This window comes from Alcanivorax sp. 24, assembly GCF_004360225.1.
GTDB lineage: Bacteria > Pseudomonadota > Gammaproteobacteria > Pseudomonadales > Alcanivoracaceae > Alloalcanivorax > Alloalcanivorax xiamenensis.
The window spans coordinates 218,132-235,425 of sequence record NZ_SNUA01000004.1 but is presented as its reverse complement, the minus strand read 5'-3'; the positions used below and the strand labels follow the sequence as shown (position 1 = coordinate 235,425).

Here is a 17,294-nt window from a genome sequence, read left to right as displayed (position 1 = left end):
TGCCGGTTATTGCGTCAGCCGATCGCGGTGGCTTACAGGGCCGCCAGCGCCGCTTCGGTTTCCACTCGCGCCTTTTCCAGGGCTTCCCGCTTCACATCCTCACTGATGTTCAAGCCCTCGGCATGGATGAACCGCACGTCCTGAATGCCGATGAAATTGAAAATCGCTTTGACGAAGGTGGTGCTGGTTTCATGGGGCTGGCCCACATGAAAACCACCGTGGGAGGCGAACACCCGCACCGGCCGGTCGGCCACCAGCCCTTCCGCACCGTTGGCGGTATAGCGGAAGGTCACTCCGGCTCGGGCGATGTGGTCAAACCAGGCTTTGAACTGGGTAGGCACGCCGAAGTTGTACATAGGCAGGCCCAGGACCACCAGATCCGCGGCGCGCAGCTCTTCCACCAGGACGTCGGAAAACGCCAGGACCGCTTTCTGATCGTCATTCAGGCTGTCGCTGAACCCGCGCAGTGCGCCGGCCCGTTCCAGGTCCAGGTGTGGCACGCCGTCATTGGTCAGGTCACGCACCACCACTTCGGTGCCAGGGTGCCGAGCCTGGTAGGACTCGATGAAGGCCGCGGCCATCTGGCTGGACTGGCCCTGGTCGCCAAAGATGCTGCTTTGCAGGTAAAGAATCCGGGTCATGGCTGCTGCTCCGTAATGATCGAATGACACCATTGTCTTTTCGTCTGATCCGATATAAAACAGCAACTATTCGAGCAATATCTTCGAAATATCTGATATGTCGACCAAAATCTCCCTGGACCAATGGCAAGCACTGATCGCGGTCGTGGACGAAGGCGGTTATGCCGCCGCCGCCGAGGCACTGGGCAAGAGCCAGTCGGCGATCAGCTATGCCGTACAGAAAATCGAGACCGAACTGGGTGTTCGCGCCTTCACCCTGGAGGGGCGGCGGGCCAAACTCACCGAAACCGGCGACATGCTGTACCGCCAGGCCAAACTGCTGCTGGAAGAAGCCGGTCGCATCGAACACTCGGCGATCCAGTCCAGCCACGGCTGGGAACCGCTGGTGCGTCTGGCCGCGGACGCTCTGTTTCCCCGTCAGCAAGCGCTTTGCGCTCTGGTCTCGCTGGCCGAGGAGAGCCCGCTGACCCGGGTGGAGTTCCAGGAAACCGTGCTGTCCGGTTCCGATGAAGCCCTGCTTCGGCATGAAGCGGACGTGGTGGTTACCGGCCGGGTACCGCCGGGATTCATGGGCGATCATCTGATGCGGGTGCGCTTCATTGCCGTGGCCGCTCCGGATCATCCGTTGCACCAAAAGGGCGAACTGAGCCTGGAAGATCTGCGCGCGCACCGCCAGCTGGTGATCCGGGATTCCGGCAAGCGCCGCCTGGATTCCGGCTGGCTCGGCGCTGAGCAACGCTGGACCTTCTCCTACGGCGGTAGCCGGAGGGAGGCTCTGCTGCGCGGGCTGGGGTTCGCCTGGGCGCCGGAAACCGAGGTGGAAGACGATCTCGAAACTGGCAGCCTCAAACCTCTGCCGCTCAAGGAGGGAGGGGAACGTTACGGAGACCTGTACCTGGTCTACGCGGACGGGCAATACGCCGGCCGCGCCGCGCGATTCCTCGGTGAAAGCCTGAAAGCCAGTTGTCTGAACTTCGACGCTGACCACTAATCATACCCAGTCTATACTGAAGCTGGATTCACTCTGGAGGCGTTCCCATGCGTAGTACCGTTGCTCTGATCCTTGCCCTCCTGCTCACCGGGTGTGTCGCGCCCGTGGTCATCGACCAGCGCGCGCAGACCAATTTCAGCCAATACCGCAGTTATGCCTTCGACCCTCCGAAGGAAGATCAGGAAGCGCTGAGCCTGGACGGCCAGCGCGTACAAAAGGCGGTGCGCGCGGCACTGGCCAACGGCCCGCTGCAACCCGCTGACGAGAGCAACGCCGATCTGCTGGTGCGCTACCGCTTCGTTCCGGTGGACCGCTTCCAGGGCAGTTCCGTGCAGTTTGGCTTCGGTTTCTGGCGTGATCGCTACGGTCTGTCCACCACGACACCGGTGGAAGGACAAACCAACCAGGAATACCGCCTGCGGATCGCCCTGGTGGACCGCGGCGACAAGCAGGTGGTCTGGCAAGGTACCAGCCGCGATACTCTCTATTTCGAGATGGCCACGGAACGGCGGGCGGAGCGCATCGAGACCATGGTGCGGGAAATGTTCAATCGCTATCCGCCGGCGGCCACCCCAAACTGACCCGCAGCCCGCCCGACGGACGGTTCTCCAGCCGCAGCCGCCCTCCGGTACGGGTCATGATGCTGGCGACAATGGCCAATCCCAAGCCATGGCCGCCGTCATGGCCATGCCAACCCCGATCCAGAGCACGCCGTTGCCGCGCCTCGGGAATACCGGGCCCCTGGTCAGCAACCGTCAGCCAGCACAGGCCCTCCTGCTCCTCGAACCCGATGCTGATCACGCCCTGCCGGGGGCTGTGGCGCAGCGCGTTATCCAGCACATTGCGTACGGCGATCCGAACCAGTCCTTCCGGTGCCAGCGGCGCCGATTGACCGCCCTGCGCCAGCTCCCGCCGGGCACCCTGGCCAGGAAACTCCTCCAATACACCGGCCGCCACTTCGGCCAGGGACGGGCAGGGCGGCGCCTCGCCGGGGACGCGGTCTTCACGCGCCAGCGCCAATAATTGCTCCAGGCTTCCTCCCAGCCTCACGGTGGCCTGCTCCGCCGCCGCCAGCGCCCGCTCCGCCTGTTCTCCGGAAGTAATCCGCGCCACCTGGAGCTGAGTGCGAATCGCCGCCAACGGCGTGCGCAGCTCATGAGCCAGGTTATCGGTCAGTTCCCGCTCCCGGGTCAGCGCGCGGCCACTTTGCGCCAGCCAATGATTCATTGACGCCACCATCGGCGCCAGTTCACCGGCTCCCGGGGCCAGTGTCAGCGGCCGGGCATCCTCCAGGTCTCGCGTCATCAATTGCTTACGCAGCGAGGACACCGGCTTGAGCGCCCGCCCCACCGCCCACCAAACCAGCGCCAGGCTGGCCAACAGCCCGGCCACCAGCGTCACTATCAGCATCACCGCCATACGATGCAGGAAACGGGTCCGGCCGCTAACGCGCTCGGCGGAAGCCACCCGCAGATCACCCTCGGTGACGGTATAAATCCGCCAGGCCTCACCATCCAGCCAGCGCTCGCCGAAACCGTCCTCCGGCAACACCAACTCCCCCGGCGGCGCCCCGGCACTGCGCGCCAGAATCTCGCCGCGCAGCATGCTGACTTCGCAGGCGATGCCCTGGAAGGGCATGTCATCCGGGCGGTCCACGGCCTGATTCGGCGTCGCGCCGCTGGCGGTGATCAGCGACACCACCATCCGCGCCGAGGACGCCAGGCGATGGTCGAGCATATCCGACAGCCGGTCCCGGGTTTCACCATGCAGCCAAATCGCCAGGGGCAGCCATAACAGCGACAGCCCCAACCCCAGAGCCCAAAGCAGGCGCGCACGCAGGCTTCGTGCACGAATCATGGCGGGCTCCCCAATCGGTAGCCTTCGCCACGCACCGTCTCGATCAGACCGTCCCCCAACTTGCGACGCAGGTTGTGAATGTGCACCGCCAGGGCGTTGCTCTCGACACCACCGGTCCAGCCGTACACACGGTCGGTAAGCTCGTCCACGGTCAGCAACCTCCCCCGGCTTTGCAGCAACGCTTGAAGCAGCGCCCGTTCACGGCGGGCCAGTGAAACCGGTTGCTGATCCAGCCAGACTCGCTGCTGCCCCGGATCGAACCGCAGGCGGCCATATTCGATCCACGGCACGGCACGGCCCTGGGCGCGGCGCAGCAAGGCCCGCAGGCGCGCCACCAGTTCATCGAGATCAAAAGGTTTGACCAGATAATCATCAGCGCCGGCATCGAGACCATCGACTCTGTGGGCAACCCGGTCCCGGGCGGTGAGCACCAGCACCGGCTCGTCCCGCTGACGGCGCCGCCAGCGACGCAGCAATACCAGACCGTCCTCATCCGGCAGCCCCAGGTCCAACACCACCACATCGAAATGACAGCTGGTCAGCGCCTGATCCGCTTCCGCCGCGCGGGTCACCCACGCCACGGTAAAGCCGTGGGCTTCAAGGCCGGCGCTCACACCGTCACCCAACAGGGCGTCGTCCTCCACCAGTAGTACGTGCATTGTCTAGCAGACTCCAACGAACGAATCACCAGGACCTCCAGTCCCGGGTGCTCCAGAATAACACCGCCGCATTAGCCAACCATTAACAGGGGCTGGCCAACACGGCTATTCGCTGCCAAGGCAGTTTCCCACAGAGGGGCCAGGAAGCCGCTGTGGGAAGCTGCCTTGGCAGCGAATGAGCACATCCCCAACTGCGGTTCGAAAGCCGCGGCGGGCTAATGGTGCGTTAATCCGCACCCTGCATACTGATCCGCATTGTTGGAGGAGCGGCGAATGACCACCTTTACGCTGGGCCCGTTGGCCCTGCCATGGATGGCGATACCCTGGCTGGCTCTACTGCTGGGTGCCTGGCTGACCACCGTGTGGCGACGACGACGCGGCCGGGCGGACGCCGAACCCCTGTTGTGGTGGCTGCTGATCGGCGCCCTGGTGGGGGCCCGCCTCGCCTTTGTCGCCCGCTACTGGGATCAATACGGCCTGAGCGGGTCGCTCCTGGACATCCGTGACGGTGGCTGGTGGTGGCCCGGGGGCGTTGCGGGCGCCGTCGTCGGCGCTGCTCTGGGATGGTTGCGTCATCGTCAGGCCGGCGGCGAACTGCTGCGGACCCTGACGGCGGGCGCCGTGGTCGCCGTGCCGGTACTGGCCGTGGTGATGGCGTTCAGCGGCGTGCGCCCCCCGGCCCCGGAGGTGGCCCTGCGGGACCTGCAAGGGCGCACCGTCAGCCTTCTCGATGACGGTCCGGCCACGCTGACCGTGGTCAACCTGTGGGCCAGTTGGTGTCCGCCATGCCGCCGTGAAATGCCGGTACTGCAACGGGGGCAACAACACTACCCCGAGGTGGATTTTGTTTACGTCAATCAAGGCGAGAGCGACAGCCGGATCCGCGCTTACCTGACGGAACAATCGCTGCGCCTGCAACGGGTCCTGGTCGATCCGCACAGTGATCTGCTGCGCGCCCTGGGCAGCAGCGCGCTGCCCACCACGGTGCTGATCGATGCCGACGGCCGCCTGGTTGGCAGCCATGTGGGTCCGCTTTCCGACGCCAGCCTGCGCCATCTGCTGGCCCCGTATATCAAGGAGTAACACCATGCTTCGTTCATTATCCCTGCCGCTGTTGCTGGTGGCCGCCCTTTTCACCAGTACCACAACCCACGCCGAAGACCAGGCGGACCAGGCCGCCATGCAAGAACGGGTGTTCGGGATGCTGGAAAAAAGCCACTGGGTGGCGGAAGGCGCGGACGACCCGGAACGCGTGGTGTACATGTTCACCGACATGGAGTGCCCGTATTGCGCCAGCCAGTGGCAAATGATCCGGCCGTTTCTGCAAAGCGCGGACAATGATGTCCAGGTGCGTCACATCATCGTTGCCCTGATCAAGCCCACCAGTCTGGGCAAGGGCGCGGCGGTGCTCAATGCCAAGGATCCGCAAGCGGCTCTGAATACAGCCCAGAGTGATTTCGACCAAGGTGGCATCGAGCCGTTGCAGGACATCCCCGCCGAAGTGGAAAACGCCCTCCAGGCCAATACCATCCTGATGATGCAGCTGGGCTTGCGCGGCACGCCGGCGACTCTGTTCCTGGACCCGAACGGCCGCCTGCAAGCAGCGCCGGGACTGATGAACGAAGACGCCTTGGCCACTTACGTATTCCAGACCCGGCCGGCGCCGAAGGCGCCATAGCCGGTGGCACCGGGGGCCGGGGCTATCCGGCCAGCCAGCTCACCTCGCCATTACATACCGTACGGCGCACCGAGCCCGGCAACAGGGTATTGAACCAGGGTGAGTTACGGCCGCCGGAGAGCCAGCGTTCACTCATGACACGCTGTTCATCCGGCGCCACCACCGTCAGATTGGCCATCCGTCCGGTTTCCAGCTGACCCGCCGGAATGCCCAGGCAACGGGCCGGCGCCGCGGTCACCGCATCCAGCGCCCGATGTAGCGGCAGAGCCTCTTCCCGGACCAGCTTCAGCACCAGCGGCAACAGCGTATCGAGCCCGGAAATACCCGGTCGGGTGGACGGGAACGGCGCCGCCTTGCTGAACGAACCCAGCGGTTGATGTTTGGAGCAAATGGCATCCAGAGTGCCGTCGGCCACGGCGTCCAGCAACGCCTGCCGGTCCCGCGCCGTACGCAGCGGAGGCATGACATGGCAATGGCTGTTGAAGCCTTCCAGAGCGGACTCATCCAACAAAAGGTGGTGAATACTCACATCCGCTGTAACCGGTAGCCCCCGGCGTTTTGCTTCCCGGATCAGGGCCAAGGAGTGGCGGCTGGAGATCTGCTGGAAGTGCGCCCGCACCCCGGTGGCTTCCACCAACAGCAGATCCCGGGACAGCGCCACCGATTCCGCCACCGCGGGAATGCCCGGCAGGCCGAGGCGGGCCGCCACGGCGCCATCATGGGCACACCCTCCGGCGGTGAGGGAGGCATCCTCCGGCCGGAACAGCACCAGCAGATCAAAGGTGGCGGCGTATTCCAGACAGCGCTTGAGCGTGAGCGAATCCGCCAGCGGTGCGCCGGCCTGGCCCACCGCGATACATCCGGCCTGGGCCAACGTCTGCATTTCCGCCAGATGCTCGCCCGCCAGCCCCTGGGTCAACGCCGCCACCGGCAGGGCCCGGGCAAAGTTGGCCTGCCCGGCTTGCTCCCGGATCAGACGCACCACCGCGGTACTGTCCACCGGGCCACAGTCCGGCTGCACCGCCATATGCGTGATGCCGCCGCCGGCGGCGGCGCGGCATTCCGAGGCCACGTCACCGGCCCAGGGACCCTCGCCGGGCAGAGACAGGTGCACGCAGCTGTCCACCAGGCCGGGAATCACCCACAGCCCTTCCGCTTCCATGATTTCCGCCCCGGGCGCGTCCAGGCTGGCGCCGACCCGCACCAGACGCCCCCCTTCCACCAACAGGTCGGCGACATCATCACGACCAGAGGCCGGGTCGATGACCCGTCCCTTGCGGATCAGCAGGTTGGCTTTAGTGTCCATGGTCATCCTCCTGAGCCGCGTCCAGACTTTCCTGGCCGCTGATGGCCATGGACATCACCGCCATGCGCACGGCGATGCCGAAGGTCACCTGGTTAAGGATCACCGAGCGGGGCCCGTCGGCCACTTCCGAAGCGATTTCCACGCCACGGTTGATCGGCCCCGGATGCATGACGATGGCATCCGGCTTGGCGTGGCCGAGCTTTTCATTGGTCAGTCCGTAGAGACGAAAGAACTCGCCTTCACTGGGCAGCAGGGCGGAATCCATGCGCTCCCTCTGCAAGCGCAGCATGATCACCACATCCACATCCTCGATGCCCTGGACCATATCGGTGAATACGGTGGCGCCAAGCGCATCGGCGTCGGCCGGCAGCAAGGTGCGCGGCGCGATTACCCGCACTTCCTCGGCCCCAAGGATATTGAGCGCATGGATCTGTGAGCGGGCCACGCGTGAGTGCAGGATGTCACCGACAATGGCCACCTTGAGCCCCTCGAATCCGCCTTTGTAATGGCGGATGGTGTACATATCCAGCATCGCCTGGGTGGGGTGCGCGTGGCGCCCGTCACCGGCATTGATGACCGCCACTCTCGGCGTTACCTGCTCGGCGATGAAAAACGGGGCACCGGAGTCCTGGTGGCGCACCACGAACATGTCCGCCGCCATCGCCTCCAGATTGCGAAGCGTATCCAGCAGCGTCTCGCCCTTGCTGGTGGCGGACTTGGCGATGTCCAGCGTGAGCACGTCCGCACTCAGGCGTTTGGCGGCCAGCTCAAATGTGCTGCGGGTCCGGGTGCTGGACTCGAAAAACAGGTTGACCACGGTCTTGCCGCGCAGCAGCGGCACTTTCTTGATCGCCCGCCCACCGACGTCGACGAAACCGGCGGCGGTATCGAGGATGTCTTCCAAAAGCGGGCGAGACAGGTGTTCCACGGAGAGAAAATGGCGCAGCTTTCCATCATCGGTGAGCTGCACGCGGGAGGAGGGCGGCGCAAGCGTCATTCCTGAAACCTTATTTCCAGGGTCTGTGGGCACGGACAGAACCTATGGCATGCTCCGCGGCCGGAGGGCGCGGATCCGCCACATTCTAACTATTGACCGGGGCAGAATGCTATGGACCGGGGCACAATGCCAAGGATTACGACATCAACGGCCGTTGCCGACGGCCTGCACCGATGCTTCCAATCGATCCGGCCCGCTCAGTTCCACCCGTTGCTCGGCGGGCAGGGACAACACCTCACCGCAAACATCAGCGCGAATGGGCAACTCGCGCCGACCGATATCGAATAACACCGCCAGACGAATCGAGGCCGGACGGCCAAAATCAAACAGCTCGTTCATGGCGGCACGGATGGTTCGACCCGTCATCAACACATCGTCCACCAGGATCAGATGCGCCCCTTCCACGTCGAACGGCAATTTGGACGGCTTGACGCTTTTCTTAAGACCACGTTTCTCGAAATCATCGCGGTAGAAATTGGCGTCCAGAAACCCCAGGGGCAGCGGTTTGCTCAGGCGCTCGTTCAAGGCCTTCGCCACCCAGGCGCCACCGGATTCGATACCAACCAGACCGGTGGCACCGTCCGTCTCTTCCAAACGCTCCAGCGCGGACGCCATGTCCCGCAGCAGGGCGTCAATCTGTTCCGGATTCCAATGCAAGTCTATCTCCTCGGCCTGCTGTTCTGGCAGTCACCGCCGCGCGCTTCGCCCGCGTTATCACTTCGCAGCAGTCTAGCCGTTGCCGGGCGAATTGAAAAACAGGTTTACACCACGGGACCCGCTAAGACTTTAAGAGTACACTGCGCGCCCTGTTTCATGTCATTTTGATTACTAAGGAACGGTTATGAACAAGTCAATCCGGATTGCAGCGGGCACGATACTGGCGGCGGCTTTGGGTGCCAACGCTCATGCCTTCGACCTGAAAGGCCTCACCGACAAAGCCACCAAGGCGGTGGACGAAGCCAGCAACAAGGTCAACGAGCAGACCGACAAAGCCAACAGCGCCATTAACTCTGCTTCCGAGAAGGGCCAGGCCAACCTGGATCAGGCCACCGGCCAGTGGCAAGTGGCCGGTGACGCCAAGAACATGGTCGACACCCTGTCCAGCGACCTCGGCGTCAGCCGGGCGCAGGCCGCCGGCGGTTCCGCCGCGCTGCTCGCCCTAGCCCAGACCAAGCTGGATGCCAGTCAGTTCAGCGGCATCACCGACAAAGTCTCCGGTCTGAGCAACATGCTCGGTTCCAGCGAACAAAGCAGCGGCCTGCTTGGCAATGTGCTGGGTAATGTGAAAAGCCTGCAAGGCGCGCAGACCGCCTTCAGCGCCATGGGCCTGAGCCCGGATATGATCGGCCAGTTCGCGCCGGTCATGCTGAAGTTCCTGGGTGGTCAGGGCGTTGCCGATGGCGTGCTCGGTTCCCTGCAGCAGTTGTGGACTCCGGCCGGCTAAACCCTTCCGGCGTCGCGGCCAGCCGGCCGTGGCACCGCCGGGCCGGGGATCAAGGCATCACCGGCTCGGCGCCATTCAGGTACCCCTCCGCGATCACCACCGCGGCCATGGAATCCACCTTCGGATCCGGCCCTCTTGTGGCGGTGCGCTCCCGCGCTTCCCGGGTGGAAAGACGTTCATCCACCATATAAACCTTCAATCCGAACCGCCCCTGGATACGCCGGGCGAACTTGCGCGCGCGCTCGCTGGAATGGCTTTCACTGCCGTCCATGTTCAGAGGCAGGCCCACCACCACCCGTTCCGGGCGCCACTCATCCAGCAAAGCGGCCATCTGTTGCCAGTCGGGTTGTTCATTTTTGCAGGGCAGGGCCGGTAACGGCGAGGCGGTGCCGATCAGGGCATTGCCACTGGCGACACCGATTTTGCGGGTTCCGTAATCAAAGGCGAGCAGAATCAACCGTGTCCCACCTGAGTGGCGATCAGGCTCATATCCACGCCCATGCGGGCGGCGGCGGCATGCCAGCGCTGTTCAAACGGGATCTCGAACACCAGTTCCGGAGCGCTGGGCGTGCTCAGCCAGACATTATCCGCCAATTCCTGCTCCAGCTGGCCCTCGCTCCAACCCGCATAGCCCAGACACACCAGGGTGGATTCCGGCCCCTCGCCCACGGCGATGGCCTCGAGAATATCCCGCGAGGTGGTCATGCACAGCCCATCCGCCAGCATCAGGGTGGACTGCCAGTGGCGTTCCACGTCCCGGTGCAGCACGAACCCCGCTTCCTGCTGGATCGGGCCACCGGCGACCACCTGATGGCGGCTGGAGGGTGGCACCTCCACCTCGATCTCCATGTCCGCGAGAATATCGTGCAGGCTCAAGCCCGCCGGGCGGTTCAGAGTCAGCCCCATGGCCCCTTCCGGATTGTGTTCCACCACATAGGTCACGGTGCGGTCGAAATTCGGATCGTCCAGCTGCGGCATGGCGATCAGAAACTGGTGTTTCAGGCTGTTGTGCGTCATGGGCCCAGTATCCGGGGAGCGCGGGACCAGGGCAAGAGTAGAGAGGCGCCGGAGTAGACGGAGCGCCGGATCAGCGTGAGGAAACCTGCTGGTTGGCGTCGAACTGCCAGGTGCGGATGATCTCCAGCACGTCCATATTTTGACGCATCTCCGAGGAAAAAGGCTCAAACGGCGCCGACAAGCGCACGCTCTGCACCGCCGCCTCGTCCAGGAATGCATGCCCGGAGGACTGCAATACGCGAATGTCGCGGATGTCACCGCTCTTGCCCAGCGCCACCATCAGGCGCACACCGCCGAAGGTGTTACTGGTCAGCGCCCGGGCCGGGAAATGGCGAGTACCGGTGCTCTCCACTTTGCGACGAAAAGCATCGATGTAAAGCGCTTCATAATGGGCCTTGGTGGAAACCGAAGTGAGCCGACGCACCCGCGGCCGCTTGGCGTAGGCTTGCTGCTGCTGATCCAGACGTGCCTGCAGGCTGGCGATCTCGCGGCTGAGCTGATCCAGACTGTCATCCTGGCGCTGCTCGCGGGGCTCCTGTTCCTGCTCTTGTTGCGGCGATTGCGCGCGGGGGGCGGAGGAGTGGGTCACGATCACTTTCTGACGCGACACCGGACGGGGTGGCGGCGCGCTGGCCGGCTCCAGCCGCACCGGTCGCGGCCGCGCATCGGTGTACGGCGCCTGCTCGGTGGTGGTCAATTCCTGTTTTTGCTGCTCGTCACCCGCCCCTTCCTGATTGGTCTGGGCAATGAAGTCCGCCTCGTCCGGCGCCTGATCGCTTCTGTGGGTCGCCAGCGTCACATCCAGCGTTCGCGGCGCGGCGCGGGGTTGCTCCGGAGCGAAGCCGACACCGAACAGCACCAGGCCATGCACGGCCAACGCCATGAAGAGTGTGAAGCCGAGGCGATCGGCGGCGGTAACCTGAGCAGAGGCCATGGGCAGTTATCGAAATGTATTATTGGAAAGAGTGTGTTATCCACAATTCGGTCGGGCCGGTGGACCGGCCCTTGTTATGGCGGGTATTGTCCCGTCGGTTTTACGTTTTCGCTAGGACCGGTTACGCATTTCCAGCAAAGCGTCGAAAAGCTGGCCGGCGATATTGATGCCGTAAATGGCGTCCAGCTCCCGCGCGCAGGTGGGACTGGTGACGTTGATCTCGGTGAGATAGTCACCGATCACATCCAGCCCGACGAAATACAATCCGCGCTCGCGCAACACCGGCCCCACTTGCTCGCAGATCCAGCGATCACGGTCGCTCAACTCCCGCCCCTGGCCGGTGCCACCAGCCGCCAGGTTGCCGCGGAATTCACCTTCCTTGGGAATGCGCGCCAGCGCATAGGGCACCGGTTCCCCATTGATCATCAGGATGCGTTTGTCACCGCTGGTGATCTCGGGAATGAACTGTTGCGCCATGATCGGCGTGCGGCCGTGATCGGTCAGCACCTCGATGATCACGCTGGTGTTGGGGCTGTCCTTGGACACCCGGAAGATATTAGCGCCGCCCATGGCATCCAGCGGCTTCATGACGATGTCATTGAACTCCGCTACAAAAGCCCGCAACTGATCGGCGCGGCCGGAAACCAGGGTCGGCACACAGCATTGCGGGAAATCGGTGGCGAACAGTTTTTCGTTGCTGTCACGGACACTGCCGGGACGATTCACCACCAGGGCGCCCTCGCGCTCCGCTTTTTCAAGAATATAGGTCGCGTAGACGTACTCGGCGTTAAACGGCGGATCCTGGCGCATCAGGATCATGTCCAGATCCGGCAAGGACGTCCGCACGGCGTCGCCGAGTTCGAACCAGTGATCGTTATTGTCTTCCACCCGCAGCGGTCGGGTGATGGCCAGGGGCCGGCCGTCACGAACATACAGATCCCCCGGTTCCATGTAGTGCAGCCGCCAGCCGCGCCGCTGAGCTTCCAGGAGCAGGGATAAAGTGGTGTCTTTCCAGGGTTTTATGTGAGCGATGGGATCCATCACCACACCGATATCAAGGCTCATGGTGGCTCCAGGCAAAAGGACGACACCGCATGTTAGCAGCGCGTGGGCATGCTCGCTACGGGATGCTTTTCTCAAGTCCCACAGGGTCTTATAGATTGATTGTAGAAACTGTGTTAAAACCTCGGCGTGGGCTGAAAGACCCCGAAGCCCTGCCTATCGCGACACTATAAAAAGATTCCTCATTACAAGGTGTCGCGGCCTGTATTCGAATCACGGTGAAAGGCAGTTCTCAATGACTGATAATTTTCAAGACCTCAAGGTCATGGTGATCGACGATTCGAAAACCATTCGTCGTACCGCCGAGACCTTATTGAAGAAAGCGGGTTGTGAGGTGATTACCGCCACCGACGGGTTCGATGCGCTTGCCAAGATTGCCGACAGCAAGCCCCGGATCATTTTCGTGGACATCATGATGCCCCGGCTGGATGGCTATCAAACGTGCGCTTTGATCAAGAACAACAGCGCGTTCAAGCAGACACCGGTGATCATGCTCTCCTCGAAGGACGGCTTGTTCGACAAGGCCAAGGGCCGCATCGTGGGATCCGATGAATACCTGACCAAGCCTTTTTCCAAGGACGAGCTACTGGGCGCCATCCGTCAGCATATCAGCGCCTGAAACGGGCGCCTGACCGATGTGACCCTGCTCAACCATAGAGGAAAAGATGGCACGGATTCTTATTGTCGATGATTCTCCCACGGAGACGTACAAGCTGCGGGAGATTCTGGAGAAGCACGGCCACCAGGTGCTGGAAGCCAGCAACGGGGCCGACGGTGTGGCGGCTACCCGTTCCGAACAACCGGATCTGGTATTAATGGATGTGGTGATGCCCGGCCTCAATGGTTTTCAAGCCACCCGGCAGTTGACCAAAGGCGCGGACACCCGACACATCCCAATTGTTATCGTCACCACCAAGGATCAGGAAACCGATCGGGTTTGGGGTAAACGCCAGGGAGCTCGGGATTATCTGACCAAGCCGGTGGATGAAGCGGTTTTATTGGAAACGGTCGAGCGTCAGCTCACCGGAGCGTGACGAGGGGGATCGCCGATGAGCGCCACGTCCACAGCCTATTTGAAACTGGCGGACTATTTCATCCGTTGCCGCGACAATGCCGCCAACCTGCCGGAAGAGCAGGATGCCACACCTTATTGGAGTGGTGTCGGATTCTCCCTCAACGGCCACCGTCTGGTAGCGCCGTTGACGGAAGTGGCCGAGATTCTGTCGCCGCAGGCCTGTGCCCGGGTGCCCGGCGCTCAGGATTGGGTACGCGGCGTGGCCAATGTTCGCGGGCGTTTGATGACCGTGACCGATTTGAGCCGATTTCTTGAACGCGCCTCGGAAATCGCCGAAGGCCGGCGCCGGTTGCTGGTGCTGGACCGAGACGAACTCTACACCGGCGTGATGGTCGATGATGTTCTGGGGATGCAACATTTTCCGGTGGAAAACCGTGTCACAGCGCCGCCACGTCCGGAGGAAAGTCCGATGGCCGCCTATCTGGACGGGGGTTACCGCCGGGACGGGGAATACTGGTCCGTGTTCAGCCTTGCCCGGCTGGCACGGGATCCGCGCTTTATGCGAGCGGCCAGCGGGGAATGAGCAGAAGGGAGTGACCGTGGGGGGAGGACGTCGTGCCGGGGGGAACATCGGCATGCCTCCAATCAACCATCGCGGTTCCAGAATCGTCGGGAACGGTTTTTGACGTGCCAGTGACTGCCCGGGAAAAGGGGGAGACCGCCATCGACGGCGGCCACGCAATACGGTCACACAATAAGAGCTGAGTCAGGCCAGGAGCCAAGCTATGAAGTTCAAACCGGGGCTTGTGTTAGACAAGATGCGGGGGGGAGCGGGTAACAATCCGCTGGGTGTTGCTCTGTATGTCGGGTTACTCGCCTTTATCGTTCTCGCCTTGATGAATTTCGTTCTGTCCGCCATCGGCGCCAACCACGCCCGGGATAATATTACCCAGGCGTCGGACATGCGTGTCTATTCCCAACAGTTGCCGAAAAACGCTCTGGAGGCGGTGTCCGGCAACGCCGAGGCCTTCGCCTTGCTTGAGCAGGGCCGCCAGGGCTTTCTGCGCGCTTGGACTCAGGTCAAGGACGAACCGGTGTCGGATCCGCGGGTGCTGCAACGCCTGCAAAACTTGTGGGACGAAGCGCTACGGCAGGTGAACACGGTCCTTCAGGGACGTGCCACGGTGCTGGATCTGCACCAGGTGTCCGCCACCCTGGCACAGACCATTCCGGAACTTCAGAACAAGTATGACGAGGTGGTGCGCATCCTGATCGCCAACGGCGCCTCCGCCGATCAGGTGGCACTGGCACAACGTCAGTCATTGCTCACCGAACGTTTGATGCGATCCTTGTCGAAAATCCTGGAAGGCCGTGACAGCGCGGTGGCGGCGGCGGAAACGTTTGGCACCGACGCGGTGCGATTCGGCAATGTGGTCAACGGCATGCTGCGCGGCAACAGCCGTCTCGGCATTCAGAGAGTCAGCGACCGCGATGCTCGCGCGCGGTTGGCGGATATCGCCGATGTTTTCAATCAATTCATCAATCCCTCCGTGGACAAGGTGCTGGAAACCGCGCCGGATCTGATGCGGATCCGGGCCGCCGCCGACAGCCTGTTCCTGCGCTCCCAGGACCTGCTACAGGAAGCTTCCAATCTGGACAACCTGTTCGAGAACGCCAACAGCGGCCTGTTCCCCTCCATATGGCTGGGAATCCTGTGCGCGGCGATCTCGGTGCTGCTGTTTTTCCTGATCATGCTGCAGGGCAACCGCAGCGCCAGCAAACAACGCGGTGAGCTGGAAAGCGAGAATCAGCGTAACCAGGCGGCGATTCTGCGCCTGCTCGACGAGCTGGGGGATCTGGCGGACGGTGACCTGACCGTGGAAGCGACGGTAACCGAGGATTTTACCGGCGCCATCGCCGACTCCATCAACTATTCCATTGACCAGCTACGCAGTCTGGTACAAACCATCAACCAATCCGCCGTGCAGGTGGCCAGCGCCGCCCAGGAAACCCAGTCCACCGCCATGCACCTGGCGGAAGCTTCCGAACATCAGGCCCAGGAAATCGCCGGCGCCTCCGCGGCGGTGAATGAGATGGCGGTGTCCATCGATCAGGTGTCCGCCAATGCCGCCGAGTCCGCGGCGGTGGCGGAACGGGCGGTGGCCATCGCCAACAAAGGCGCCGAGGTGGTGCAGGCCACCATTCATGGCATGGACACCATTCGAGAGCAGATCCAGGAAACCTCCAAACGGATCAAACGCCTGGGCGAGTCCTCCCAGGAAATTGGCGACATTGTTTCGCTGATCAACGACATCGCCGACCAAACCAATATTCTGGCCCTGAATGCCGCCATCCAGGCCTCCATGGCCGGGGAAGCCGGCCGTGGTTTCGCCGTGGTCGCCGACGAGGTGCAGCGCCTGGCGGAGCGTTCCGCCGCCGCCACCAAGCAGATCGAAACCCTGGTGAAGACGATTCAGACCGACACCAACGAAGCGGTGATCTCCATGGAGGCTACCACCGCCGAAGTTGTGAAGGGAGCCCGTCTCGCCCAGGACGCCGGCGTGGCACTGGAAGAAATCGAAACGGTATCGAAGAACCTGGCCGACCTGATTCAGAACATTTCCAACGCCGCCCGCCAGCAGGCCGCGTCCGCGGGACACATTTCCAACACCATGAACGTGATCCAGGAAATCACCTCGCAGACCTCCGCCGGGACCACCGCCACCGCCCGTTCCATTGGCGATCTGGCGGAGATGGCGCAGGACATGCGTAACTCGGTGGCCGGCTTCAGATTGCCCGGCTGATGGACATCGCCGTGACGCCGCCCTGGGCCCTTCGCAACGCGCCGGCCATGGACGCGGAGCAATTTCAGCTCTGGCGAACATTGCTGGAAGAGCGCACCGGCATGACATTGCCGACGGAACGGAAATCCTTTCTGGAAACCAGCCTGAGTGCACGCATGCGTGAGCTGGGCCTGGAGGATTACCAAACCTATTACGCTCAATTGGTCACCGGCGCCAGCGAGTCCCGTGCCATGGAATGGTCGATTCTGGTGGACCGGCTCACGGTGCAGGAAACCGGCTTTTTCCGTCACCCGGGATCCTTCGCGCTGGTCAAAGCGTTCAGTCGTGAATTCGCCCGCCGGCATGTCAACGGCGGCACCCTCAATGCGTGGAGCGTGGGGTGCTCCACCGGCGAGGAAGCCTATTCGCTGGCGATGGTGATCAACGAGTGTTTCGCCGGTGCCCGCGACAAACTTTTTTACGGCATCACCGGCACGGATATCAGTCTGCCCACCCTGGCCAGGGCACGCCGTGGCGTGTTCCCCTTGCGCCGGGTAAACCGCGTGGCACCAGCGTTACGCGAGCGGTATTTTCAACCCCACGACACCCAGCACCTTCAGGTTACCGCCACCTTGCGCGAGCGGGTGTGCTTCGCCCATCTGAATGTGCTGGATCTGGATCAGGCTCCGATGGAAAACCTGGACCTGATCTTCTGCCAGAACATGCTGATTTATTTTCGCCGCTGGCGAAAACGCCAGATCGTCAATCGTCTGGCCGCCCGTCTGGCGCCGGGGGGCGTCCTGGTCCTCGGACCCGGCGAAATCACCGACTGGCAAAACGATAATCTGGAGCGGGAAGTCTATCCCGACACGTTGGCGTTCCGGCGCCGCGTTTGACGGCCAGGGGCTGG

General features: G+C 62.9%; 20 protein-coding genes. 10 read left to right on the top strand and 10 right to left on the bottom strand.

Annotation, left to right across the window (positions count from 1 at the left end; translation table 11 throughout):
• Window positions 1–32: 32 nt before the first annotated feature.
• Window positions 33–641: an FMN-dependent NADH-azoreductase gene (locus E0L37_RS07870; protein ID WP_133491207.1), complete on the bottom strand. Its 609-nt coding sequence runs from the start codon at window positions 639–641 to the stop codon at window positions 33–35.
• A gap of 97 nt (window positions 642–738) precedes the next feature.
• Here E0L37_RS07870 and E0L37_RS07865 point away from each other — a divergent pair, with 97 nt between their 5' ends.
• Together E0L37_RS07865 and E0L37_RS07860 are read left to right on the top strand one after the other, a co-directional pair.
• Complete coding sequence (locus tag E0L37_RS07865; RefSeq protein ID WP_133491206.1) at window positions 739–1,632, top strand: LysR family transcriptional regulator; 894 nt, start codon at window positions 739–741, stop codon at window positions 1,630–1,632.
• Between the two features lie 47 nt (window positions 1,633–1,679).
• Complete coding sequence (locus E0L37_RS07860) at window positions 1,680–2,213, top strand: DUF4136 domain-containing protein (RefSeq protein WP_133491205.1); 534 nt, start codon at window positions 1,680–1,682, stop codon at window positions 2,211–2,213.
• Here the strand turns inward: E0L37_RS07860 and E0L37_RS07855 are convergent.
• Both E0L37_RS07855 and E0L37_RS07850 read right to left on the bottom strand, forming a co-directional pair.
• Window positions 2,179–3,489, bottom strand: coding sequence for an ATP-binding protein (locus E0L37_RS07855; protein WP_133491204.1), 1,311 nt, complete (start codon window positions 3,487–3,489; stop codon window positions 2,179–2,181). The genes E0L37_RS07860 and E0L37_RS07855 overlap by 35 nt on opposite strands.
• On the bottom strand, window positions 3,486–4,148 hold the full coding sequence (locus E0L37_RS07850; RefSeq protein WP_133491203.1) for a response regulator: 663 nt from the start codon (window positions 4,146–4,148) through the stop codon (window positions 3,486–3,488). The genes E0L37_RS07855 and E0L37_RS07850 overlap by 4 nt, the downstream gene beginning before the upstream one ends.
• A 273-nt stretch (window positions 4,149–4,421) precedes the next feature.
• Between E0L37_RS07850 and E0L37_RS07845 the strand changes: the two genes are divergently transcribed.
• Both E0L37_RS07845 and dsbG read left to right on the top strand, forming a co-directional pair.
• Complete coding sequence (locus E0L37_RS07845; RefSeq protein WP_133491202.1) at window positions 4,422–5,231, top strand: TlpA disulfide reductase family protein; 810 nt, start codon at window positions 4,422–4,424, stop codon at window positions 5,229–5,231.
• Between the two features lie 4 nt (window positions 5,232–5,235).
• Window positions 5,236–5,826, top strand: coding sequence for a thiol:disulfide interchange protein DsbG (dsbG, locus tag E0L37_RS07840; protein ID WP_133491201.1), 591 nt, complete (start codon window positions 5,236–5,238; stop codon window positions 5,824–5,826).
• 22 nt (window positions 5,827–5,848) lie between these two features.
• Here the strand turns inward: dsbG and E0L37_RS07835 are convergent, their stop codons facing one another.
• The 3 genes from E0L37_RS07835 to pyrR all read right to left on the bottom strand — a co-directional run bounded on the left by E0L37_RS07835 (window position 5,849) and on the right by pyrR (window position 8,786).
• A complete protein-coding gene (locus tag E0L37_RS07835) occupies window positions 5,849–7,132 on the bottom strand; it encodes a dihydroorotase (RefSeq protein ID WP_133491200.1) in 1,284 nt (427 codons plus the stop codon).
• Window positions 7,122–8,129 (bottom strand): aspartate carbamoyltransferase catalytic subunit, encoded by a 1,008-nt coding sequence (locus E0L37_RS07830; protein ID WP_133491199.1) that lies wholly within the window; start codon window positions 8,127–8,129, stop codon window positions 7,122–7,124. The genes E0L37_RS07835 and E0L37_RS07830 overlap by 11 nt, the downstream gene beginning before the upstream one ends.
• A 144-nt stretch (window positions 8,130–8,273) precedes the next feature.
• On the bottom strand, window positions 8,274–8,786 hold the full coding sequence (pyrR, locus tag E0L37_RS07825; RefSeq protein ID WP_133491198.1) for a bifunctional pyr operon transcriptional regulator/uracil phosphoribosyltransferase PyrR: 513 nt from the start codon (window positions 8,784–8,786) through the stop codon (window positions 8,274–8,276).
• A gap of 184 nt (window positions 8,787–8,970) precedes the next feature.
• Between pyrR and E0L37_RS07820 the strand changes: the two genes are divergently transcribed.
• On the top strand, window positions 8,971–9,573 hold the full coding sequence (locus tag E0L37_RS07820) for a DUF2780 domain-containing protein (RefSeq protein ID WP_133491197.1): 603 nt from the start codon (window positions 8,971–8,973) through the stop codon (window positions 9,571–9,573).
• Window positions 9,574–9,622: 49 nt separating this feature from the next.
• Here the strand turns inward: E0L37_RS07820 and ruvX are convergent, their stop codons facing one another.
• The 4 genes from ruvX to gshB form a co-directional block, all read right to left on the bottom strand.
• On the bottom strand, window positions 9,623–10,027 hold the full coding sequence (gene ruvX / locus E0L37_RS07815) for a Holliday junction resolvase RuvX (RefSeq protein WP_133491278.1): 405 nt from the start codon (window positions 10,025–10,027) through the stop codon (window positions 9,623–9,625).
• Complete coding sequence (locus tag E0L37_RS07810; protein WP_022997464.1) at window positions 10,027–10,590, bottom strand: YqgE/AlgH family protein; 564 nt, start codon at window positions 10,588–10,590, stop codon at window positions 10,027–10,029. The genes ruvX and E0L37_RS07810 overlap by 1 nt, the downstream gene beginning before the upstream one ends.
• Before the next feature lie 70 nt (window positions 10,591–10,660).
• On the bottom strand, window positions 10,661–11,524 hold the full coding sequence (locus tag E0L37_RS07805) for an energy transducer TonB (protein ID WP_133491196.1): 864 nt from the start codon (window positions 11,522–11,524) through the stop codon (window positions 10,661–10,663).
• Window positions 11,525–11,635: 111 nt separating this feature from the next.
• Window positions 11,636–12,589 (bottom strand): glutathione synthase, encoded by a 954-nt coding sequence (gene gshB, locus E0L37_RS07800; RefSeq protein WP_133491195.1) that lies wholly within the window; start codon window positions 12,587–12,589, stop codon window positions 11,636–11,638.
• Window positions 12,590–12,821: 232 nt separating this feature from the next.
• Between gshB and pilG the strand changes: the two genes are divergently transcribed.
• From pilG to E0L37_RS07775, 5 genes are all read left to right on the top strand, one after another.
• The gene (gene pilG / locus E0L37_RS07795; RefSeq protein WP_014992438.1) at window positions 12,822–13,205 is read left to right on the top strand and encodes a twitching motility response regulator PilG; all 384 of its coding nucleotides are present in this window, start codon (window positions 12,822–12,824) and stop codon (window positions 13,203–13,205) included.
• Between the two features lie 46 nt (window positions 13,206–13,251).
• Window positions 13,252–13,620 (top strand): twitching motility response regulator PilH, encoded by a 369-nt coding sequence (gene pilH / locus E0L37_RS07790; protein WP_133491194.1) that lies wholly within the window; start codon window positions 13,252–13,254, stop codon window positions 13,618–13,620.
• A 15-nt stretch (window positions 13,621–13,635) separates the two neighbouring features.
• Window positions 13,636–14,184: a chemotaxis protein CheW gene (locus E0L37_RS07785; RefSeq protein WP_133491193.1), complete on the top strand. Its 549-nt coding sequence runs from the start codon at window positions 13,636–13,638 to the stop codon at window positions 14,182–14,184.
• Between the two features lie 202 nt (window positions 14,185–14,386).
• Window positions 14,387–16,405: a methyl-accepting chemotaxis protein gene (locus E0L37_RS07780; RefSeq protein WP_133491192.1), complete on the top strand. Its 2,019-nt coding sequence runs from the start codon at window positions 14,387–14,389 to the stop codon at window positions 16,403–16,405.
• A gap of 11 nt (window positions 16,406–16,416) precedes the next feature.
• Window positions 16,417–17,280, top strand: coding sequence for a protein-glutamate O-methyltransferase CheR (locus E0L37_RS07775; protein WP_370450522.1), 864 nt, complete (start codon window positions 16,417–16,419; stop codon window positions 17,278–17,280).
• Window positions 17,281–17,294: the final 14 nt, after the last annotated feature.